The sequence below is a fragment of the Minwuia thermotolerans genome, from assembly GCF_002924445.1.
GTDB classification, from domain to species: domain Bacteria; phylum Pseudomonadota; class Alphaproteobacteria; order Minwuiales; family Minwuiaceae; genus Minwuia; species Minwuia thermotolerans.
The window spans coordinates 76,970-98,052 of the sequence record NZ_PIGG01000064.1 but is presented as its reverse complement, the minus strand read 5'-3'; the positions used below and the strand labels follow the sequence as shown (position 1 = coordinate 98,052).

General features: G+C 67.2%; 23 protein-coding genes and 1 tRNA gene. 7 read left to right on the top strand and 17 right to left on the bottom strand.

Annotation, left to right across the window (positions count from 1 at the left end; genetic code table 11):
• Positions 1–13 precede the first annotated feature (13 nt).
• The 4 genes from hemP to CWC60_RS17580 all read right to left on the bottom strand — a co-directional run bounded on the left by hemP (position 14) and on the right by CWC60_RS17580 (position 1,852).
• Positions 14–193: a hemin uptake protein HemP gene (hemP, locus tag CWC60_RS17595; RefSeq protein ID WP_109795224.1), complete on the bottom strand. Its 180-nt coding sequence runs from the start codon at positions 191–193 to the stop codon at positions 14–16.
• Positions 186–494: a heme-degrading protein HmuQ gene (gene hmuQ / locus CWC60_RS17590; protein WP_109795223.1), complete on the bottom strand. Its 309-nt coding sequence runs from the start codon at positions 492–494 to the stop codon at positions 186–188. The genes hemP and hmuQ overlap by 8 nt, the downstream gene beginning before the upstream one ends.
• A gap of 107 nt (positions 495–601) precedes the next feature.
• Complete coding sequence (ald, locus tag CWC60_RS17585) at positions 602–1,720, bottom strand: alanine dehydrogenase (protein ID WP_109795222.1); 1,119 nt, start codon at positions 1,718–1,720, stop codon at positions 602–604.
• Positions 1,721–1,765: 45 nt separating this feature from the next.
• Positions 1,766–1,852: transfer RNA gene (locus CWC60_RS17580), tRNA-Leu, on the bottom strand.
• A gap of 163 nt (positions 1,853–2,015) precedes the next feature.
• Between CWC60_RS17580 and rpmE the strand changes: the two genes are divergently transcribed.
• Positions 2,016–2,237, top strand: coding sequence for a 50S ribosomal protein L31 (rpmE, locus tag CWC60_RS17575; RefSeq protein WP_109795221.1), 222 nt, complete (start codon positions 2,016–2,018; stop codon positions 2,235–2,237).
• Positions 2,238–2,491: 254 nt separating this feature from the next.
• Entirely contained in the window at positions 2,492–2,950 is a 459-nt protein-coding gene (locus tag CWC60_RS17570) for an Hsp20 family protein (protein ID WP_109795220.1), read from the top strand.
• 70 nt (positions 2,951–3,020) lie between these two features.
• Here the strand turns inward: CWC60_RS17570 and CWC60_RS17565 are convergent, their stop codons facing one another.
• From CWC60_RS17565 to CWC60_RS17550, 4 genes are all read right to left on the bottom strand, one after another.
• Complete coding sequence (locus CWC60_RS17565; protein WP_109795219.1) at positions 3,021–3,830, bottom strand: SDR family NAD(P)-dependent oxidoreductase; 810 nt, start codon at positions 3,828–3,830, stop codon at positions 3,021–3,023.
• The gene (locus tag CWC60_RS17560) at positions 3,827–4,393 is read right to left on the bottom strand and encodes a carboxymuconolactone decarboxylase family protein (RefSeq protein ID WP_109795218.1); all 567 of its coding nucleotides are present in this window, start codon (positions 4,391–4,393) and stop codon (positions 3,827–3,829) included. The genes CWC60_RS17565 and CWC60_RS17560 overlap by 4 nt, the downstream gene beginning before the upstream one ends.
• 76 nt (positions 4,394–4,469) lie before the next feature.
• The gene (locus tag CWC60_RS17555) at positions 4,470–4,940 is read right to left on the bottom strand and encodes a hypothetical protein (RefSeq protein ID WP_109795217.1); all 471 of its coding nucleotides are present in this window, start codon (positions 4,938–4,940) and stop codon (positions 4,470–4,472) included.
• A 6-nt stretch (positions 4,941–4,946) separates the two neighbouring features.
• Entirely contained in the window at positions 4,947–5,315 is a 369-nt protein-coding gene (locus CWC60_RS17550; protein WP_109795216.1) for a DUF6152 family protein, read from the bottom strand.
• A 152-nt stretch (positions 5,316–5,467) separates the two neighbouring features.
• Between CWC60_RS17550 and yghX the strand changes: the two genes are divergently transcribed.
• The 4 genes from yghX (at position 5,468) to CWC60_RS17530 (ending at position 9,533) form a co-directional block, all read left to right on the top strand.
• A complete protein-coding gene (gene yghX, locus CWC60_RS17545; RefSeq protein ID WP_109795215.1) occupies positions 5,468–6,358 on the top strand; it encodes a YghX family hydrolase in 891 nt (296 codons plus the stop codon).
• 88 nt (positions 6,359–6,446) lie between these two features.
• Positions 6,447–6,902, top strand: a complete 456-nt coding sequence (locus tag CWC60_RS17540) for a MaoC family dehydratase (RefSeq protein ID WP_109795214.1) — start codon at positions 6,447–6,449, stop codon at positions 6,900–6,902.
• Positions 6,899–7,792 carry an HpcH/HpaI aldolase/citrate lyase family protein gene (locus CWC60_RS17535; protein WP_109795213.1) on the top strand — a complete coding sequence of 298 codons (894 nt, stop codon included), beginning with the start codon at positions 6,899–6,901 and terminating at the stop codon, positions 7,790–7,792. The genes CWC60_RS17540 and CWC60_RS17535 overlap by 4 nt, the downstream gene beginning before the upstream one ends.
• A 67-nt stretch (positions 7,793–7,859) precedes the next feature.
• Positions 7,860–9,533: a class I adenylate-forming enzyme family protein gene (locus CWC60_RS17530; RefSeq protein ID WP_206420004.1), complete on the top strand. Its 1,674-nt coding sequence runs from the start codon at positions 7,860–7,862 to the stop codon at positions 9,531–9,533.
• Between the two features lie 56 nt (positions 9,534–9,589).
• Here CWC60_RS17530 and CWC60_RS17525 read toward each other — a convergent pair whose 3' ends face one another.
• The 9 genes from CWC60_RS17525 to CWC60_RS17485 form a co-directional block, all read right to left on the bottom strand.
• On the bottom strand, positions 9,590–10,315 hold the full coding sequence (locus CWC60_RS17525; RefSeq protein ID WP_164516617.1) for an SIMPL domain-containing protein: 726 nt from the start codon (positions 10,313–10,315) through the stop codon (positions 9,590–9,592).
• Positions 10,316–10,429: 114 nt separating this feature from the next.
• Positions 10,430–12,088, bottom strand: a complete 1,659-nt coding sequence (locus tag CWC60_RS17520) for an AMP-binding protein (RefSeq protein ID WP_109795211.1) — start codon at positions 12,086–12,088, stop codon at positions 10,430–10,432.
• Between the two features lie 37 nt (positions 12,089–12,125).
• Complete coding sequence (locus CWC60_RS17515) at positions 12,126–12,992, bottom strand: MaoC/PaaZ C-terminal domain-containing protein (protein WP_164516616.1); 867 nt, start codon at positions 12,990–12,992, stop codon at positions 12,126–12,128.
• A gap of 16 nt (positions 12,993–13,008) precedes the next feature.
• Positions 13,009–14,316 (bottom strand): TRAP transporter large permease, encoded by a 1,308-nt coding sequence (locus CWC60_RS17510; RefSeq protein ID WP_109795209.1) that lies wholly within the window; start codon positions 14,314–14,316, stop codon positions 13,009–13,011.
• 9 nt (positions 14,317–14,325) lie between these two features.
• Entirely contained in the window at positions 14,326–14,847 is a 522-nt protein-coding gene (locus CWC60_RS17505; protein ID WP_109795208.1) for a TRAP transporter small permease, read from the bottom strand.
• 81 nt (positions 14,848–14,928) lie between these two features.
• Entirely contained in the window at positions 14,929–16,074 is a 1,146-nt protein-coding gene (locus CWC60_RS17500; RefSeq protein WP_109795207.1) for a C4-dicarboxylate TRAP transporter substrate-binding protein, read from the bottom strand.
• Between the two features lie 286 nt (positions 16,075–16,360).
• Complete coding sequence (locus tag CWC60_RS17495; RefSeq protein WP_109795206.1) at positions 16,361–17,704, bottom strand: sensor histidine kinase; 1,344 nt, start codon at positions 17,702–17,704, stop codon at positions 16,361–16,363.
• Positions 17,701–18,423, bottom strand: coding sequence for a response regulator (locus CWC60_RS17490; RefSeq protein ID WP_109795205.1), 723 nt, complete (start codon positions 18,421–18,423; stop codon positions 17,701–17,703). The genes CWC60_RS17495 and CWC60_RS17490 overlap by 4 nt, the downstream gene beginning before the upstream one ends.
• 111 nt (positions 18,424–18,534) lie before the next feature.
• Positions 18,535–19,275, bottom strand: coding sequence for a CREC-EF hand family protein (locus CWC60_RS17485; RefSeq protein ID WP_164516615.1), 741 nt, complete (start codon positions 19,273–19,275; stop codon positions 18,535–18,537).
• A gap of 206 nt (positions 19,276–19,481) precedes the next feature.
• On the opposite strand from CWC60_RS17485, the gene CWC60_RS17480 reads away from it, so the two are divergent.
• Complete coding sequence (locus CWC60_RS17480; protein WP_109796437.1) at positions 19,482–21,029, top strand: BON domain-containing protein; 1,548 nt, start codon at positions 19,482–19,484, stop codon at positions 21,027–21,029.
• Positions 21,030–21,083 lie beyond the last annotated feature (54 nt).

Sequence of the window (21,083 nt, the reverse complement as noted above, 5' to 3'; positions counted from 1 at the left end):
CGCGCCCCGCGGTCTATTTTGTCAGTATCAGCTTCCCGCTGTGGGTGCGGCGCAGGCGGTAGACCTCGCCGCCATGGTCGATCTCGATCTCGCTGGCGTCGCCCAGCAGCTCCTCGCTGCGGAAGCGCGGCCGCCCCTGGGCGCCGGGCCCGCCTGTCGGCGGACGCTGGCAGGGCGCGACAGGGTCAGCCATCCAGCACCACCTCGAAGCCCTCGAACATCGGGTGGCCGATATAGAGACCGCGCCGATCACCGGCGCCGGCGTGCGCCTTGCGGAACGCCTCGGACTTGGTCCATGCCTCGAACGCCTCGCGCGAGGTCCAGACAGTGTGGGAGGCATAGAGGGTGTGATCTTCCTCCTCCGGTCCCTTCAGAAGCTGGAACTCCTTGTAGCCAGGCACTTGGTCAAGGTGCCGGTCCCGCTCACGCCAGACCTGCTCGAAGGCTTCTTCCTCGCCCTTGACGATCTTGAAGCGGTTCATTGCGATGAACATGACTGCTCTCCCTCACGCCTTTCATACGACTTGCTGGCAAGTGTTTATTGCAAACAATTCGCAATATCAAGACGCAATCTCGCCAGCTCGCCCGACAGGCCGCGGAATCAGGCGTTGAGGGCGCGCGTCACCGGCACGTGCCGATAGCCGAGGTTCTCGGCGACCGGCTGGCAGGTAACCTGGTTGTTCCAGACGTTCAGACCCTCGGCCAGGCAGGGATCGTCGCTCAGCGCCTGCTTCCAGCCGTCGTCGGCAATCCTGAGCGTGTGCGGCAGGGTGACGTTGTTCAGCGCGTAGGTGGACGTGCGCGCCACCGCGCCGGGCATGTTGGCCACGCAGTAATGAACTACCTCGTCGATCACGTAGGTCGGATCGGCGTGGGTCGTGGGGCGCGACGTCTCGAAGCAGCCACCCTGGTCGATGGCGACGTCCACCAGCACCGCGCCGCGCTTCATGTCGCCCAGCATCTCGCGGGTCACCAGTTTCGGCGCCGCCGCGCCGGGAATCAGTACCGCGCCGATCACAAGATCGGCCTCCGTGACGCATTCGTGCAGATTGTGGGCGTTGGAGAAGCGGGTCTTGGCCCGATTCTCGAAATGGATGCCGAGGCGCTCCAGCACCTCGGGGCTGCGGTCCAGAATGGTGACGTCCGCGCCCAGGCCGGCTGCCATCTGCGCGGCGTTGAAGCCCACCACACCGCCGCCGATGATCGCGACCTTGCCGGGCATGACGCCCGGCACGCCGCCCAGCAGGACGCCGCGGCCGCCATGGGCCTTTTCCAGCGCGTTCGCGCCGGCGTGCACGGACATGCGGCCCGCGACCTGGCTCATCGGCTTCAGCAGCGGCAGCCCGCCATGGCGGTCGGTGACGGTTTCATAGGCGATGCAGATGGCGCCGGAGGCCACGAGGTCGCGGGTCTGATCGGCGTCGGGGGCGAGATGGAGATAAGTGAACAGGATCTGGCCGCCGCGCAGCATGGCCCGCTCCGCCGGCTGCGGCTCCTTCACCTTCACGATCATGTCGGCCTCGGCGAAGATCTGCGCCGCGTCGGCGACCAGCGCGGCGCCCGCGGCCTCGTACTCGGCGTCGTGGGCGCCGATCCCCTCGCCGGCGCCGCGCTCGATCAGCACCCGGTGGCCGTGCCTGACCAGCTCGGCCGCGCTCTCGGGCGTCAGGCCGACGCGGTATTCGTGATTCTTGATCTCCCTCGGCGTGCCGACGATCATGTCTGCCTCCCGCGCCGCCCGCCGCAACCGCGCGGGCGAGGATGTTGGTGCCCCAGGCCCGACTCGAACGGGCACTCCGTTGCCGGAAACAGATTTTGAGTCTGTCGCGTCTACCGATTCCGCCACTGGGGCAGGGCCGGCGGATCATAGCGAACAGACCGCGCCCTTCAAGGGAGAGCGAACGGCGAGGACATTGCCCACTTGCTCCGTTGCCGCGGCTTCGCTATAAGCCCCGCTCCCGAACAACCGAGCATGCGCCGCGCCGCTGCGGCGGCAGAGAAACCGAGGCCCAGCGATGAAGCCCGATATCCATCCCGACTACCACGAGATCACGGTCCAGCTGACCAACGGCGAGACCTACAAGACCCGCTCCACCTGGGGCAGCGAGGGCGACACCATGGTGCTGGAGATCGATCCCTCCAGCCATGCCGCCTGGACCGGCGGTCAGCAGCGCGTCCTCGACAAGGGCCAGGTCGCCAAGTTCCGCGCCCGCTACGCCAATTTCGGCATCAAGTAGCCTTCAAATCATTCAGCCCTGCCAAGGGGTTGCGAGAGAAGCCCGCCGGTCCGCACCGGCGGGTTTTTTTGTGCGCCCAAACCTCTTGAACCCCGGCGAAGCCACCACATATCCGCTTCCGGAAGCGATGTCCCGCCACGGGAATCCTTCCCGAACCCTGCCGGCGCCGGAGCATCCGGGCCGGTGGACAGACTGGTCACCCCGAGAGCCGGGGTGTCGTGCTGAGACGCATTGCTTCGAATGGAGGATGTGATATGCGCACCTTTGATCTTACCCCCCTTTTCCGCAATTCCGTCGGCTTCGACCGGTTCGACCGGCTGTTCGACGTCGCCTTCAATTCCAACGAAGGTCCGGCCTTCCCGGCCTATGACATTGTGAAGTCCGGCGACGACGACTACCGCATCAGCCTGGCCGTGGCCGGCTATGACGAAGACGATATCGACATTACCCAGGAAGGCCGCACGCTGACCGTCAGCGGCAAGGTGGAGGAACGCCAGGAGGAGAGCGAGCAGACCTCGTTCCTCTATCGCGGCATCGCCCGCCGTGCCTTCACCCGTCGCTTCCATCTGGCCGACACCGTCAGGGTGACCGGCGCCAAGATGGAGAACGGCCTGCTGCACATCGATCTGGTCAACGAGATCCCGGAGGCCGAGAAGCCCCGGCAGATCGAGATCAACGGCGGCAAGCAGAAGAGCCTCCCGCAGGCGGCGTAACCGCCACCTGATCGGGTCAGGACACTGGGCCTCGCCGGGTTCGCCCGGCGGGGCCCTTTCCGTTCCGGCCTCAGGTGGCGCGCAGCCCCCCGCCGCCGTCGACCGGCAGCACCGCACCGGTGACAAAGCGCGCCTGGTCGGAAGCCAGGAACAACACCGCATGGGCGGTGTCCCAGGCCGTGCCCATGCGCCCGCCGAGCGGCACGCGGGCATTCCGGGCCCGGCGCACCTCCTCGGCCGGGATGCCCAGCGCCGCCGCCGTTCCCACGATCGCCATGGGCGTGTCCATCAGGCCGGGCGCCACGGCGTTGCAGCGTATGCCGTATTTCGCGTTGGAAAGCGCGACATGGGCGGTCAGCCGGTCGAGGCCGGCCTTCGACATCTCGTAGGCGACCATGTTCCCGCCGGCCCGGGCGGCCAGCGAGGAGATATTGACGATGGCGCCGCCGCCCTTCTCCCGCATCGCCGGCACGACCGCGGCAATGGCCCGCCATGCGCCCTTCAGATTGACGTCGATGATGCGGTCAAGCGCCTCCGGATCGGCGCGGTGGGCCGGGGCGTCGCCACCGCCGCCGATGCCCACATTGTTGACCAGAATGTCGATCCTCTCCCAGCGCGCCGCCGCGTCCGCGATCAACGCCGCGCAGGACTGGCGGTCGCGCACGTCGACGGTGGCCGCCGCTGCCTTGCCGCCTTCTTCGCGAATCTGCGCCGCGGTCTCCTCGGCCCGGTCAAGGTGGAGGTCGGCACAGAGCACCTCGGCGCCGGCGCGGGCGAACAGGACGGCGATGGCGCGGCCATTGCCGATGGTCTCGCCCGGCGTCTGCCCGGCGCCGACGACGATTGCCGTCCGGCCCTCCAGACGGCCGGCGACGCTCATCGCTTCCTCAGGTCCGGATCCAGTTCCATGCCCGCGTCGAGCTGGATCCCGAAGCTGTTGAGGATCATGGAGACCTGGGTGTACTGGCCGACGGTGAAGACCACGTCCATGCGCTGCTTCTCGGTCAGTCCGGACAGCGCCTGCCACGTCGCGTCGGTGATGAAGTGGTCGGTGACCAGTTCGTCGGTGGCCTGCAGCAGCGCCCGCTCCAGCGGCGTCCATTCCCGCGCGTCGGGCCCCTGCTTGATGCGTTCGATCTCAGCGTCGGTCAGACCGCAGTCGCGGCCGATCTCGACATGCTGGCCCCATTCATAGCCCGCCTTGCAGAGCCAGCCGGTGCGCAGGATGATCAGTTCGCGCGCCCTGGGCGGCAGGTCGTTGCGCTCCGACAGGACATAGCCGCCCCAGACATTGAAGCGCTTGAAGGCCCGCGGCGCGCGCACCAGCGTACGGAAGATGTTCAGCACCCAGCCCTGTTTCAGGAAATAACCGAGAGCGTCCTTGTGCTCCTCGGTGAATTCCTCGTCCTTCAGCGGTTCGATCCGCGGCCTGTCGAGACGCATGTCGTCTGCCCTCCCCCTTGCGATCTGCGCCGCCGATTGGAACAGGCGCACGGGCCCGCGTCCAGCCAGTCGGAGTTCAGTCGCCCATGAAGGCGATCAGCCGCCCGCAGATCAGAGCGCCCAGCCAGCAGACCAACGACAGCAGCGCATGACGGCGGAGCGTCGCCTCGGACGCATCCTGCAGGAGAAAGCCGTGGCGGAGATGGGCGAGCAGCGCCGCGATGACGCCGGCCAGGATCAGCGCAAGCTTGACGCGGAAAACGGCCAGGCCGGCATACTCGCCCGCCCGGACGGAAAGGAGCAGGAAGCCGGCGACGACAGCCAGGGCCAGTCCTGCCGCGGCGGCGGGAACCAGCACGCGGACCAGCGAAGCGCGCTCGACGGACCGCCAGAATCCGAGCAGGCGCAGGTCGAGCGGCACAATCGCGCCCACCAGCAGTGCGAAGCCGAGGATGTGGCCTGCGTTCAGCGCCGCGTAGCCCCAGCGCGCCGACCGGAAGTACTGCGCGAAGCCGGCGCCCTCGAGCGCCTGGAGCGCCGCCTCCACGCGCGGTCAGTCGCGGCCCTGGTAGAGGACATACTCCCGGTCCCCGAGCCAGAAGCGCTCCACCTTCATCAACTTCTCCGACTTGTCGGCCGCCGGTTCGCCAATGGCGCGGATCTCGACGCCCGGCGCCAGATCGCCGTCCCTCACGCCGGCGCGTTCGTTGCGCCAGGGCTGGCCGACTTCCAGCGTCCAGGTCTCGCCGTCGACCTCGACCGTGAGCACGCCGTGCGGGTTGCCAAGCTCGGCCTCGGTGATCACGCCGGTCAGATCGATGTTGCCGCCCGTCGTCCAGGCCCAGCCATGATGGGCGATCGCGGCCCCGGTCTGCCAGAAGAGGCCGAGCGCCAGGACGGCGGCGGCGAGAATCCGTTTCATGATCGATCTCCATTGCTCCGACGGAACGCTCCGCCTGAAGGTGGGCGGCAAGCGCCCGCCCGGCAACGCGCCGCGCGCGAATGTGAACGCCAGCCCGACGCCCTCGTGGTTAACCTAAGGTAAACCATAACCCGCAGGACCGGAGGCCAGCCATGCAACGCAAGCGCGCCCGCGATTTCGACCAGCGTATCCTGGAACTCTATGACGGCTACGTGCATGGCGAGCTCAGCCGGCGCGGCTTCATCGACGCCGCGGCGAAGTACGCCGTCACCGGCGCCGCCGCCGTGGCCATGCTGGAAAGTCTCAAGCCGGACTACGCCCTGGCGCAACAGGTCGCAGCGGACGATCCCGTCATCGTCACCGAATGGATCGAGTACCCATCGCCGGAAGGCCACGGCACGATCCGCGCCTATGCCGCGCGGCCGGCGGAGGCGGCCGGAAAGCTGCCTGCGGTGCTGGTGGTGCACGAGAACCGGGGCCTGAACCCCTACATCCAGGACGTGGTGCGGCGGACGGCGAAGGCCGGCTTCCTGGCCCTCGGCCCGGACGGGCTCTCGCCGCTCGGCGGCTATCCGGGCAATGACGACGAGGGCCGGGAGATGCAGCGCACACTGGACGCGGCGAAACTGATGGAGGACTTCTTCGCCGCCTACGAATTCCTGGCCGGCCATCCGGACGCGACCGGCCGCGTGGGCGCCGTCGGCTTCTGCTATGGCGGCGGGGTCTGCAACGCGCTGGCCGTGGCCTATCCAGGGCTCGGCGCTTCCGTCCCCTTCTATGGCCGCCAGGCGGCCGCCGGGGACGTGCCGGCGATCGAGGCGCCGCTGATGATCCACTACGCCGGTCTGGACGAACGCATCAACGCGGGCTGGTCCGCCTACGAGGCAGCGCTGATCGAGCACGGCAAGGAATTCTCGGTCCACTTCTATCCGGACGTGAACCACGGCTTCCATAACGACACCACGCCCCGTTACGATCCGGCGGCCGCCGAGCTGGCGTGGCGGCGCACCATCGCCTTTTTCAACACCCATCTGGTGGGATGAGCGCCGGATCGGCTGGCGTTGCGCCGGAGTTTGTGCTTGTTTTCCTTCCCATCTGAAATCGCGTCTTGATCTGGGGAGGTAGGAGACGATGGCTGGACTCTGGTACGACGAGTTCGAGATCGGGATGGTGTTCCAGCACCCGATCCGCCGCACGATCACCGAAACGGACAATGTCTGGTTCACGGCGATCACGCACAATCCGGCGCTGCTGCATCTCGACGAAGAGTATTGCCGGGAGCACACGGAATACGGTCAGCGCATCGTCAATTCCGGCTTCACGCTGGCGCTGATGGTGGGCATCTCGGTGGGCGACACGACGCTGGGGACGACCGCGGCCAATCTCGGCTGGGACGAAGTGCGCTTTCCCGCACCGCTGTTTCACGGTGACACCATCCGTGTCGAAACCGAGATCGTGGACATGCGCGAGAGCAAGTCCAAGGACGACCGCGGCATCGTCACCTTCCTGCACCGCGCCTACAAGCAGGACGGCACCCTGGTCGCCCACTGCAAGCGCGCCGGCATGATGCTGAAGAAGCCGTCATGACGGAGGCGCCGCTCCGCTCCATGCTGTTCGTCCCCGGCGACAGCGAGAAGAAGTTCGCCAAGGCGATGGATATCGGCGCCGACGCGCTGATCCTGGACCTGGAGGACTCGGTCTCGCCCGCGAAGAAGCCGGGCGCGCGGGACACCGTGCTGGAAATGCTGGCCCAGCGCCGGCCGGAAGGCCCGGAACTCTGGGTCCGCATCAACCCGCTGGACACGGAGTTCGTGCTCGACGACCTTGCGGCCATCGTGAAGGGCAGGCCGGACGGCATCATCGCGCCCAAGACCAACGGCCCGGCGGATGTCCGCCAGCTTGGCCACTACCTGGACGCGCTGGAGGCCCGGGACGGCACCGAACGCGGTTCCATCCGGATCATTCCGGTGGCCACCGAGACGGCGCGGGCACCCTTCACGCTGGGCGACTTCGCCGACGCGGGTCTCACCCGCCTGCTGGGTCTGACCTGGGGCGCGGAGGATATCTCGACGGCCATCGGCGCCACCACGAATATGGCGCCGGACGGTCGCTGGGCGCTGACCTACCGCACCATCCGTTCGCTCTGCCTGCTGGCCGCGAAGGCGGCAGGTGTGCAGGCGCTGGAGACGGTCGCTACCGATTTCCGCGACGAGGAGGCGCTGCGCCGCTCCTCCCGGGAGGCCCAGCGCGAGGGCTTTACCGGCCGCATGGCCATCCATCCCGCCCAGGTCGCGCCGATCAACGAGAGCTTCACGCCCGATACCGAGGACGTCGACTTCGCCCGCCGCGTGGTGGACGCCTTCGCGGCGCAACCGGATGCCGGGACGGTCGGTCTCGACGGCAAGATGCTGGACATCCCGCACCTGAAGCAGGCGCAGCAGGTTCTCGCCCTGCACGACGCCTACAGCAACCGCTGAACCAACGCCGCACGCTGGCCTCAGATGATGCCGGCAAGTGGCGCAGACCAAGGAGGCACTGGCCCCGATGAATCCGATGAACCCTTTGAAATCCCTGGAAATCGATGTCGAGAACTTCCACAACCGCCGCAACGATCAGCGCTGGAACCGCGTCTCGGTAGGTGACGTCCTGGAGCGCTTCACCTGGAACGAGCCGGACAAGACCGCCCTCATCGCCACGCTGGACGCGACCATCAATCCGGCGCATGCGCGCCTCAGCTACCGTCAGGCGAACGACCTGATGAACAGGATCTCCAACGGCCTGCTGTCGCTGAACCTGAAGCGCGGCACGGTCGTCGCCCTGCTCTGCGACAACTCCAATGAGGCCTGGTTGTCCAAGGTGGCGATCGGCAAGGCAGGCATGGTCGCCGCACCGGTCAACGCCATGATGGCGCCCGACGTGATCACCGACGCGCTGGGACGGGTCGGCGCGGCGTGCGCCATCGCCGACGCCACCCTCTGGGAGAAACTCTCCGGCGCCTTCGATGCTGCCGGCGTGAAGCCGGTCATGCTGGTCGGCGGCCCGGAGGACGGGGACGTCCCGAACTTCGATCAGTTCATCGAGAAGCAGACCGCCGAGGAGCCGGACGTCCGGATCCACGGCGACGACATCTGGCAGATCCTGTTCACCTCCGGGACCACGGCGGCGCCCAAGGCGGTGATGATTTCCCACACCTACACCTACATGGCCGCCTACAGCTACGCGCTGCCGATCACCCGCGGTCTGGCGCACGAATCCGACCTGCGCCAGGGCGTCTTCACGCCGATGACCTATCACATCGGCGACCAGATCTGCATCTTCGCGCCGCTGGTCTGCGGCGGCACCGTGGTCATGGGCCGCAAGCCTGAGGGCCACAACATGGCGAGCGCAATCACCAGGGAACGGATTACCTGCCTGTTCGGCGGCTCGCCGCAATTCGTCGAGGATCTCATCCGGGCCTGCCATGAGAACCCGAAGTCCTACGACCTCTCCTCGCTGACGGTGATGTACTACGGCTGGGCGCCCCTTGCGCCGGGATCTCTCGCCGCATTCCGCAAGCTGTGCGCACCCAACGCCTCGTTCTTCGAGATCATCGGCCAGACGGAATGCGTGCCCTGCCACCGTTTCTTCATCGACCGGCACCTGGACGTCTTCATGCGCAACGCGCCAGCCGTCAATCACGTGGGCCTGCCGTCGCCGGTTCTGGCCTCCACGATCATGGACGAGGAAGGCAACGATCTGCGCGGTCAGCCGGGCGTGGCGGGCGAAGCGGTCTACCGCTCACCGGCCATCTTCTCGGGCTACTACAAGGACGAGGAAGCCACCCGGGAATCGCTGAAGTTCGGCTGGTTCCGCTCCGGCGACAGCTTCGCATTCGACGAGACCGACGAACTGCGGATCATGGTCGACCGCTACAAGGACATCGTGAAGTCCGGCGGCGAGAACGTCTCCTCGATCCGCGTCGAATCGGTGCTGCAGCAGCATCCGGCGATCGAACGCGCGGCCGTGATCGGCCTGCCCGACGACCGCTGGGGCGAGGCCGTCACGGCCTGCGTCATCGTGGCCGACGGCCAGGACATGGACGAGAAGGCGGTAATCGCGTTCTGCCGTGAGCGGCTCGCCGGCTTCGAGACGCCGAAACGGATTGTCCCGGTCAAGGAGTTCCCGACCACCGTCGGCGGCAAGATCCTGAAGTACAAGCTGCGCCAGCAGCTCAGTTGACGGGCTCGCTGTGGGGGGCGGCTCGCGAAGCCGCCGGCCGCGCCCCCACGGCTCCGCTATTCCTTGATCTCGTAGACCGCGCTCAGACCGACGCTGACTTCGGATTCGCCCGGCGAGACAGGTGTCGGCGCCGAATCCATCGCCTCGGCGCGCATCGCGTACTCCATCGGCCGCGGCGGACGCATGCCGCCCGATTCGGAGAGGCTGAGCAGCCGGCCGATCTTCAGCCCGGCCGTGCGGGCGTAGAAATCCCGGCGCGCCTCCAGCGCCGCGACGGCGTTCGTACGTGCCTCGGTCAGCAGTTGCTCCTGTTCGCTGAAGGCGAAGGAGATGTTGCCGATGTCATTGGCGCCCGCGGCCACCAGGGCGTCGAGCGCCGCACCGACCTTTTTCAGGTCACGCACCGTGATGTTCACCCTGTTCGAGGCGCGATAACCGTTGATCCGCGGGCTGCTGCGCTCGGGATTGCGATGGTAGATCGGCGACAGGCTGATGCCGGCGGTCTGGATATCGCGTTCGTCGACGCCCGAATCCCGAACCGTCGCGATGATGCGGTTCATCCGCGCGCGCTGCTCCGTCATCGCCTCGCTGGCGCTGTTGGCCTCCGCCACCACGCCGGCGGAGACCCGGGCAATGTCGGGTATGGCGCTGGCCGTACCCTCGACGGAGATATGCAGTTGGCCGGGCTCCCGCTCCTGAGGCTGCGCCATCGCGGCCGGGGCAAGGGTCAGCACGATCAGCCCGACGCCGGCGGCGCCCGCTCTCAATGTCGATAACAACATGGCTCGCTCCATCGGTTGCGCGACGGACGGGATCGCCCGCCGGCGCCTTCATGCCACCGGATCGTGACGGACCTGGGGCGTCAGGAAGGCGGCTGAAGTTTCACCATGTGGTAATCAGCACGCGCGCGCCAACCGGTCGCCCTTCAGCCGGATGCCGGCGGCCTCCCGGTCCCAGGTGTCGTCGGTGACGCCTTCCTTGCGCAATTCCGCCTTCTGGACCTTGGCCGTCGGCGTCTTGGGCAGTTCGGCGACCACGCGCACATAGCGCGGGACCATGAAGTGGGCCATGCGCGGTTTCAGGAACTCGATCAGGTCGACCGGGTCGATCTCCCGGCCCTCGACGGGCGCGCAGACCACCATGACCTCGTCCTCGCTCATCTCGTTGGGCACGGCGATCGCCGCCACCTCCCGCACGGCCGGGTGGGCGCCGACCTCGGCCTCGACCTCGAACGAGGAGATGTTTTCGCCGCGCCGGCGGATGGCGTCCTTCATGCGGTCGACGAAGTAGAAGTTCCCCTCGCCGTCCATGCGGAAGGCATCGCCGGTGTGGAACCAGCCGTTCCGCCAGGCCTTCGCCGTCGCCTCCGCGTTGTTGTAGTAGCCCGAGTTCATGGCCCATGGCCGGTCGGTGCGGACCATCATCTCGCCGATCTCGCCGACCGGCACCTCGCAGTCGTTGTCATCGACCAGCCGGACCTCGACGCCCGCGCGGGCCTTGCCGCAGGTGCCGCGGATCTCGGGGTTCGGCTCCGAAAAGATCGGCGTGGAGACCTCGGTCATGTTGAAGATCGTATAGACCTCGACGCCGAAGCGCGCGGCGAACTTCCTGATGTCGCCGGCCAGCGGCACCATGAACATCACGCGCAACGGGTTGTCGGCGTCGCTCGCAGTCTCGGGCAGCTTCTCGATGAACTGCGCCATGACGCCAAGCAGGAAGGTCGCCGTCGTCTCCGTCTTCCGGATCACTTCCCAGAAGGAGGCGGTATCGAAACGGTCCACCAGCGTGATCGAGCCACCGCGCACCAGCATGTTGTAGGTGATGCCGGAACCGCCGATGTGGAACATCGGGAGGTTCACCAGATAGCGGTCCTCGCCGGTGACGCAGGGCCAGCTCTCCGGTCCCGCGTTGGAATAGAGATGCAGATAGGAGCACAGCACTGCCTTCGATGGTCCGGTGGTGCCCGACGTGAAGATGATCTGATGCGGATCCCAGGGTTCGATGGTGCGCTCGGGCGCCGCAATCGTCCCCTTCTCCGGCAGCAGAACGTCCGCATAGGCGCGGCAGTCCAACCCTTCGATCTCCGCCGTCCCTGCGACGCCGATCAGCCGCTCCAGCTTCGCCGTGTCGATTTCCGCCAGCCGCGGCGCCAGGTCCGCGTGGGCGACGATCAGCCGGGCGTCGGAGATGTTGACGACATGGGCCAGCAGGTTGCCGCGATAGCTGGTGTTGATGCCGACATAGACCGCCCCGAGATAGTTCAACGCCAGGAAGACACGGAGGTTCTCGGGCGAGTTGGGCAGCCAGACGATGACGTGATCGCCTTGGCCCACACCCATCTGCTGCAGCCCGAGCGCCGTCTGCAGCACCTTCTCGCGGAGTTCGGCATAGGTCCAGTTCGCGCCGTCCTCGAACACCACGAAGGCCTTGTCGGGGCATTCGCGGTTCCAGCGCTCGATCAGGTTGCGCACGACGACATCGTCGCGCGGCGGGATGCGTGGATCGGCGGTCTCCGGCGACGCCTCGACCGGCTCGGTCTGGATGTCGATGCTCATCGTCAATCTGCTCCAGTGATTGTCGGACGGGCGGCGCTCAGACGGAATGCAGTTCCGCGACGCCGCAGGAGAGCACCGGGCGGCCGTCGGCGTTGACCGTGTCGAACTCTATTCCGTCGCCCGCTGCGCGGTGGCGGACGGTGATCGTCTCTCCGGGGATCACCATGCCCGTGAACCGGCAGGCGAAGCGCTTCAGCCGCCTGGGATCGCCGCCGGCATGAGCCCGGATCACCCGGTCCATCGCCAGCGCCCAGGTGGCCGACCCGTGCAGGATGATATCAGGCAGGTCGGCGGCCAGCGCAACCAGCCGCTCGGTATGGATCGGGTTCCAGATCGGTCCGCCCTCCGAGTAGATGTGCGGCAGATGGCGGGCGACGGGCACATCGGTCTTCGCCGCCTGACCTTCATCGAGAGCGACCGGCTGCAGCGCGCCGGCGTCGGAGTCGCCGGCCCGGGGGCGGTCCAGTTCCCAGCCGCGCAACATGCCCGAATTGTAGCTGGTGAAGACCGGCGCACCCTCCCGGTCCACGGTGTCGTAGCGGCAGGTCATCAGCACGCCCGCCCGAGTCTGGCGCAGCACCTCCAGCCAGCCCGTGGTCGTAAGGGTCTCGCCCATTCGGGGCGGACGGTGATAGCGGCTGTCCTGCTCGGCATGGACACCGACCTTTCGATACTGGGCCAGGGTCACGCCGATCAGTTCGGAGATGCGGACGCCATCGGCCAGCGGCCATTCGACGGCCGCACACATGGCCGGCATCATCTCCGCCCCGCCGGGCCGGGCGTCGTCCAGATAGCAATCGTCGCCCAGTTCCAGTCCGGCCGAATAGGCCAGGAGACGCCTCGGCGTCAGCTCGGTCTCGATCGTTCCGAGCTTCTCTCCCACGCGTGCGCTCGATATCCGCATGTCCATTCTCCCCTTCTCAGCCCAGCAGGTTCGGCAGGTAGAGAATGATCTGCGGAAAAGCGATCAGGGCGACCACGACGAACAGATCCGCCACCAGGAACCACGCGATGCCGCGGAAGATCAGCCCCGTGGACGCCAGGTCGCCCACCACTCCCTTGATGACGAAGACGTTCAGGCCGATTGGCGGCGTGATCATCCCGATCTCCAGGAACTTGGTGAGCAGCACACCGAACCAGATCAGGCTGAACCCGGCCGTGTCCAGGATCGGCAGCAGGATCGGCAGGGTCAGCAGCATGGCGCCGATCGGCTCCAGGAACATCCCCAGCAGGAGATAGATCAGCGAAATGCCGATCAGCAGCATCAGCGGATCCGCGCCGATGGCCGAGACGCTGTCCGACAGATAGTCGCCGGCGCCGGAGAACGCCAGGAACCGCGTCAGCATGGAGGCGCCGATGGCGATGATGAACAGCGACGCCGAGGTCAGCAGCGTCTCCACCAGCGCGTCGCGGAAACTCGCCCAGGTGAGCGAGCCCTTCACCGCGGCGATGATGGTCGCCAGCGCCGCGCCGACGGCGCCGGCCTCGCTGGGCGTGAAGGCGCCGGAGAACAGGCCCCCGAAAACGCCGAGCATCAGCAGGAACACCGGCCAGGTTTCACGCAACGCCAGAACCTTGTCGCGGAAGGTGACTTCCTCGTGGAGCGGCGGCGCGAGTTCGGGGTTCAGCTTGGCGCGGATCACGATCACCGCGATATAGCCGAAGGTCGTGAGCAGGCCGGCGCCGACGCCGCCGAGGAAGAGCTGGCTGATCGGCACTTCGGCGATGATGCCGTAGAGGATCATCAGGATCGATGGCGGAATCAGCGCACCGATGGTGCCGGCGGCGGCCACCGTGCCCGTGGCCAGCGACGGCGCGTAGCGGTGACGCATCATCTCCGGCACCGCGATCCGGCCCATGGCGGCGGCGCAGGCGACCGAGGAACCGGTGACCGCGGCGAAGCCGGCGGCGCCGAAGACAGTGGCGATGGCGAGACCGCCGGGCAACCGCGACAGCCACATCCGGGCGGCGTCGAACATGCCCTTGGTCAGGCCGGCATGGTAGCAGAGAAAGCCCATCAGCAGGAACATCGGCACCGAGCTGAGATGCCAGGACGCGGCGAAACTGTAGGGAATGACCCCCAGCGAACCCCAGGCCGCGCGATCGCCGACCAGGACCCAGATACCGAAGAAAGATACGCCGATCAGCGAGACCCCGATGGGCACACGCAGGGCGATGAGAGCAAGCAGGATGCCGATTCCGGCGAATCCGATCTGTACGTCAGACAGGGCGGCCTCCTATTCGGCGACAGTGCCGGATCCGCCAGGCTGCGGGCGGCCGGAAAGATAGTTGGCGAAACGGAGCAGCAGCATCAGGACCATCAGCCCCGCGCCCAGCGGCAGCAGGAAGTGGCCGGGCCAGATCGGCACCTTGGTGCTCTGCTCCATGATGAAGGAGCCGAGTTCGTACTTGTCGACGGCGTCCAGAAAGCTGCGATAGGTCAGCAGGCTGAAGATCACCGCCGAATAGAGGCAGGTCCAGCCGTGAATGTGGCGCTGCACGCCCGGCGAGAACTGTTCGGTCAGCACCTCGACGGAAATGTGCGAGTTCCGCCGTTCGGCCAACGCCAGCGGCAGGAACGCCACCACGACCATGTAGTAGTTGGAGACAAGCGTGATCGTCGCCGGCACGGGCAGGAACAGGATGAACTTGCCCACCACGTCGACCGTGATGTGGACCATCATCAGGACCACGGCGATCGCGCCTATGACCGTCGTCAGATTCGTGGCCCTGGCGAGCCACCTATCGATGAAAGACATGTTGCGGTTCCGGAATTCGTGACGTTCTGACAGGTCGGCGGCAGGGACGGCGGCCTCGGCCGCCGTCCCTGCCGGACTGCCTCAGTCCAGGCCGTAGGTCGTGAGGTCGACCTTCGACATGATCTCGTCCCAGTAGAGCTGGGCCAGGGCCTCAGGATCGTCGGCCATGTCCTTGGTCAGCTTCTTGTACTTGTCGACGAGTTCCGCGACCTTTTCGATCTTCGCCTGGGCGTTGTCGACGCCGTAGTCATTGGTGAACTGTTCGGCGATCACCTTCAGATCGCTCTCCACGAAGTCATTGGAGAACTTCACCATCTCCTCGGTCGGCTCGATGATCTCGATGCCCTTGTCCGGCGCGTCATTGAGGTTGCGCTTCGCGTCGGCGTAGTACTTCCAGGTCACGTCGGCGTTCGAGCGCGCCGAGGCCTTGAAGATCACCTCGCGCTGTTCGGGCGTCAGATCGGCCCAGGTGTCACGGTTGATGTTGTTGGTCGCAACGCCGGCGAAGACGCCGCCGGGAATCTTCGTGGTGATGTACTTGGTCACGTCGAAGAGCTGCAGGTTGGTCAGCTCGGTCGCCGAGAACATGCCGCAGTCCACGACGCCCTGGGCCATCGCTTCGTAGATATCGTTGCCCGGCACCGAGACCTTGGTGCCGCCGACCGCCTCGGCCCAGCGGCCGAAATTGGCCGCGCCGGAACGGTATTTCTTGTTCTTCAGATCCGCCATCGTGCGGATCGGCGTCGTGCAATGGAGGATGTAGGTCGGGCTGGTGCCGGTGCCCAGATAGACCTGGTTCATCCGCTTGTGCTCGGTGAGGCATTCGGGGCAATGCAGGAAGACATATTCCGTCATGGCTGCGCCCATGGCCGTCCCGGGGCTCTCGATCTGCTCGCCGGTGGTCGCCAGCATGGAAAGATTGGCCGCCAGATTGGTTTCCGCGTATTCCGCAGGGTAATATGGCGGAAGAACGAAGCCCATGTCGGCGATGCCGTCACGGATGCCCGGCGGCGTCTCCTTCAGGTTCAGCAGCGAAAGCGCGAAGACCTTCGCCTTCATGTCGCTGTTCGCCTCGATGTTCTTCGCCAGGTTGTCCAGCGCGTAGAACGCGGCGCTGCCCGGCGGAAAGCCCACCGCGATCTTCAGATCCTGAGCCTGCGCCGTCGCGACGCCGCCCAGCATGGCTGCGCCCGCCGCCGCCATGATCATGTTCCGGATGTGCTTCATCTTTGTTTTCCTCCCTGTTTGACCGTATCCCGACGGCCCGTGGATATCCTAGCAGGGCCGTGGAGCAATCCGTTCCGGGAAAATTCGTCGGGTGCGTCGGGGGGCGCACGCCGGGCCAGAGGCCCCGACGTGCGCCCAGCGATACGCGCCCCTCTCCTCCCCAAGATCAGACCGCCGGAGCGGAAGATACTCGCGGGTAGGATAATTTGCAAAGGGGTTACATTCACGATCGGCGAGAACCGGTCGAATCCGCGCCGCGCCAGACCTTTCCCCTGCGCAAGGGAGCTCAGGCCGCCGGCAGGCGGAGAGTCGCCGTCAGGCCGCCGCCCTGCCGATTCTGCAGCACGATGTCGCCGCCCTGCCCCCGCGCAATCTCGCGGGCGATGGCGAGCCCCAGTCCCGCGCCACCGGTGGCGCGGCTGCGCGAACCTTCGAGACGCGCGAAATCGCCGAACATCTCCTCCAGCCGCGACTCCGGCAAGCCCGGCCCGTCATCATCCACCTCGACCACGGCGGCGTCCGCCCCGGCGGCGACGCGCAGCCGCGCGCCACCGCCATATTTGACCGCGTTCTCGACGAGATTGCGGATCGCACGGCGCGTCAGTACAGGTCGGAGCGAGATGATCACGCGTGGCGACGGCTCGAAGACGACATCGGCGCCGAGTTCGGCGAAATCGTCTGCCACGGCGTCCGCCAGCGCCGAGAGATCGACGGTCGTCGGTGCTTCCGCCGACTGGTGGACGCGGGCCAGGGTAAGGATGTCATGCAGCGTCGCGCTCATCTCCTCGCAGGTGGCGATCATGCGTTCGCGCTCTTCCGGATCCTCGACGCCCTCCGCGCGCAGGCGGAGCGAGGCGAGTGGCGTGCGCAGGTCGTGGCCGATGGCGCCGAGCATGCGGTCCTTCTCGGTGAGCATGGCCGCGATCCGGCGCTGCATGCCGTTGAACGCCTCGGTCAGCCGGCGGACATCCGCCGGACCTTCCACATGCAGTTCCCGACCGCCGCCGACACTGGCGCCGAACCCGGCGGCCGCATCGGTCAACCGGTCCAGGGAGCGGGCTGCGCGGCGGCCGAGCCAGAGCACCGCCAGCAGCACAACGGCATAGATGACCGCCGTCTGCACCAGCAGCCGCCCCAGCAGCCAGTCATCCTCGCGCGGCGCGATCGTTGGCACGTTGATCCAGAGTTCCGGTCCGGCCTTCGCCGAGACCAGATAGAGCTGACGGGGTTCCGGCTCACCATCCGGCCCGGGCGGCTGTCGGCGCGGATTGCCCCGCCATTCACCGGCCCGGGTCACGTGGACCTCGGCAATGTCCGCGCCAAGCGCGCCCAGCCCGTCAGCGATGCGCGCCTCCAGCGCCGGCTCCCGCGGCGCGCCGGCGTCGACCGCGCTTTCGGCGCTGATCCGGACGCGTCGGCCGAATGGTCCCCGCCGCTCCCCGACGCCCTGCTGCAGACGTTCGGCCGCGTCATGTATACGGGCGATGGCAGGCGCGCTTATCGCGTTCAGGCTGCGCTCCCGCCACTCGCCATAGAGCAGGGCGAAGTTGATCGCCTGAGCCACGAACAGCGCCGCGGCGACCAGCAGTGCAAGCTGGGCGGCCAGCGTCCTGGGGCGGGCGAGTCTCACAGCCGCTCCACCTCGGCGGCCAGCGAGTAACCGCCCCCGCGGACGGTACGGATCAGCTCTGGATTGCGGGGGTCCGCCTCGATCTTGCGACGCAGACGGCTGACCTGATTGTCGACGGCGCGGTCGAACGCGCCGGCCTCACGGCCTTGGGTGATATCGAGGAGGTGGTCGCGCGACAGCACCTGGCGCGGGCGCGTGACCAGCGCGAGCAGCAGATTGAATTCGCCGGTCGACAGCGCCACGGAGACGCCGTCGCGGTCGACCAGCGCCCGCTCGCCCGCCTTCAGCACCCAGCTGCCGAAACGGTAGCTCGCCGTCTCCGGCGCCCGCTGCAGCCGTGGCCCGCCACCGGCGCGGCGCAATATGCCGCGGATGCGCGCCACCAGCTCGCGGGGATTGAAAGGCTTCACCACATAGTCGTCGGCGCCCATCTCCAGGCCGACGATACGGTCCGTCTCGTCGCTGCGCGCCGTCAGCAGGACCACGGGCAGTTCGCCGTTGACCCGGATGTGGCGGCAGAGGCTGAGGCCGTCCTCGCCCGGCATCATGATGTCCAGCACGACAAGATCGACCGCGTAAGCGGCAAGCCGCGCCCGCGCCGCGCCCGCATCCGCCGCCTGGGTGACACGGAAACCGTTGCGCGACAGGAACGCGGCGAGCGGTTCGCGGATGGCGCGCTCGTCATCGACCAGCAGGATATGCGGCTTGGCGTCGTTCATGCGCTCCCGGCACGGCATGGTCTATCGCTTGTCATCAGATCGGTCGCCGCCGGGGGGAAATCCAGTGTCCGGGGGCGACGGCGCGCCGCCGCCCCCGTTTACCGGCCGCGCCTACTGACGGTGCTGCTTCTTCCAGTTCTCGCGCGCGCTCTGGCGTTCGGCTTCGGTGACGACGCCGTCATTGTCGGCGTCCATCCTGTCGAAGAAGCCCAGCACGCGGCCCTCGAACTCCGATTTGGACACACGGCCGTCGCCGTCGGAATCCATCATGCCTCGCTTGCCGTGGCCGCCCTTGCCGCTCCGCTCGCCGTGATGCTCGGCCCAGGCGGCCTTGATCTCCTCCCGGCTGACGGCGCCGTCGCCGTCGGCATCGAGCCGGGCGAACTTCTCGGCGCGGGCCGCGTCGAACTCGCCGCGGGTGACCGAGCCATCGCCGTCGCTGTCCATCCTGGCGCCACGCTTGCCATGGCGGCCCGTCATCTCGTCAGAAGCGATGACGCCATCGCCATTGTCGTCCATGCGGGCGAACCTGTCGTCGGCGCGGGCGTCGAACTCGGCACGCGAGATCGTGCCGTCGCCGTCCGGGTCCATCTTGCCATGCTTGCCGCCATGGCCGTCGCCGCGCTTCTCCGCATGCCGGCTCCAGGCCGCCTTCATCTCCTCGCCGGAGATCAGGCCGTCGCCATCGGTGTCCAGCCGTGCGAAGTGCTTCTCGACGCTGGCCGTCATCTCCTCGCGGGTCAGATTGCCGTCGCCGTCGGCGTCTGCAGGGAACTTGCCGCCGGCCTGGGCGGCCAGCGAGCCGGTCAGCAGCATCGCCGCCGCGCCGGCCAGAATGATCGATTTCTTCATCTCGGGTCCTTTCCGTTGATGGGTCCGGCGGATCGCGCCGCCTGTCATCAATCTGGCGACCTCGTGTCGCCCTTGTTTGCCGATTTCGTGGAGTTATGTCGCGGATTGTTACAGGCGGCGGGAACTATCGGCCGCCCCTGCGGCGTCCTGCAGATGACAGCCGCGCCAGGTAGAACGCATTCGAAGAAGAACACTGGGAGGATCCCGTGAGAACGATCCCGACATTCAGCGGCGCGCGCACCGCTCTGATCGTTACAGCCCTGTCAGCCACGATGCTGTCGGGCGGCGCAACATCTGCGCCGCAGAGCGCCGCGGAAATCGACGATCCCAACCTGGCCGATGCCGTGGCCGACGAGATCGCCCACGAGCAGGGCGTCGAGAGCAGCACCATCCAGGCGACCGCGGAGGATGGCGTAGTGACTCTCTCGGGGACCGTTCAGGATCTGCTGGCGAAGCGCCGCGCCGAGACCATCGCGGGAACGGTCCTGGGCGTGAAGGCGGTGGAGAACGAACTGACAGTGAATCCGCCGGACGATCTGCAGCCCGACCGGGTCGGGACCATGGTCGTCGCAGCGCTGGCCGCCGATCCGGCCACGGAGAGCTGGGAAATCGAAGTCGAGACCGACAGTGAAGGCCATGTCACCCTGTCCGGCAAGGTTCAGTCCGGCGCTGAAGCGCGTCTGGCCGAACGCGTCGCCATGAGCGTCGCCGGCGTCACCGGGGTGACCAATGCGCTGACCATCGAACCGGCAGTGACCCGGTCCGACAGCGAGATCCGCGAGGATGTCGCTGCCCGCCTCGACTGGTCGGCCCTGATCGGTGACGAGTACATCGACGTTGCGGTGGCCGACGGCGTCGTGCATCTGAGCGGCGACGTCTTCAGTGCAGCGGAACGGGCGCGCGCCGTCTCGGAGGCCCATGTGCGGGGCGTGACCGGGGTCGACGCGAGCGGGCTGAAGGTCGCATTCGCCGAGAACGGGCGCGCGCCGGCGAAGGCGGAGCCGGGCCGGCCGCGGGACGATGCGGCGATACGTCAGGCCGTCCAGTCCGCGCTGATGACGAATCCCCGCGTCGACCGGGGCGGCACCGAGACCTTCGTCGACGACGGGGTCGTGACGCTGCGGGGCGGGGTCGACAATCTCGCGGCCAAGGAGGCCGCGGGCGATGCCGCGGGCAAGATCATCGGCGTCGAACGGGTCGAGAACCGCATGCACGTCAACCGCTCGAAACCGATGAGCGACCCGGAACTCGAACAGGACATCGTCAACGCGTTCATCCGGCATCCGGACGTCGAGGCCAGCGATTTCGTGGTGAAGGTCCGCAACGGCGTCGTCAGTCTCTACGGCAACGTGGACAGCTTTTTCGAACAGTCGCAGGCCTACAAGGCGGCGAGCCGCGTGGGCGGCGTCGCGCGGGTCGAGAACCACATGGATGTGCGGGACAATGTCAGGCCCTTCGTCAGCGACCTCTACGCCGACAACGTCCGCTACGAGAGCTATGACTGGTGGTCCGGCTACCGGGAGCCGCGGACGATGAAGAGCGACGCCGAAATCGCCGCGGCCATTCGGGATGAGCTCTCGTGGAGTCCCTTCGTGCTTGCGGAGAACGTGGAGATCGTCGTGCAGGACGGCCGGGCGACGCTTGGTGGAACCGTCAATTCCGTGCGTGCGCGTCAGGCCGCGATCGAGAACGCCTGGGAAGGCGGGGCGGTGTGGGTGCGAGACGAGATCGAGGTCGCCGCACCCCGTTCCTGAGGCCCGGCCACCTCAACGGCGGCGGCAGAGGACGCCGAAGCGCCGGACTTCCGC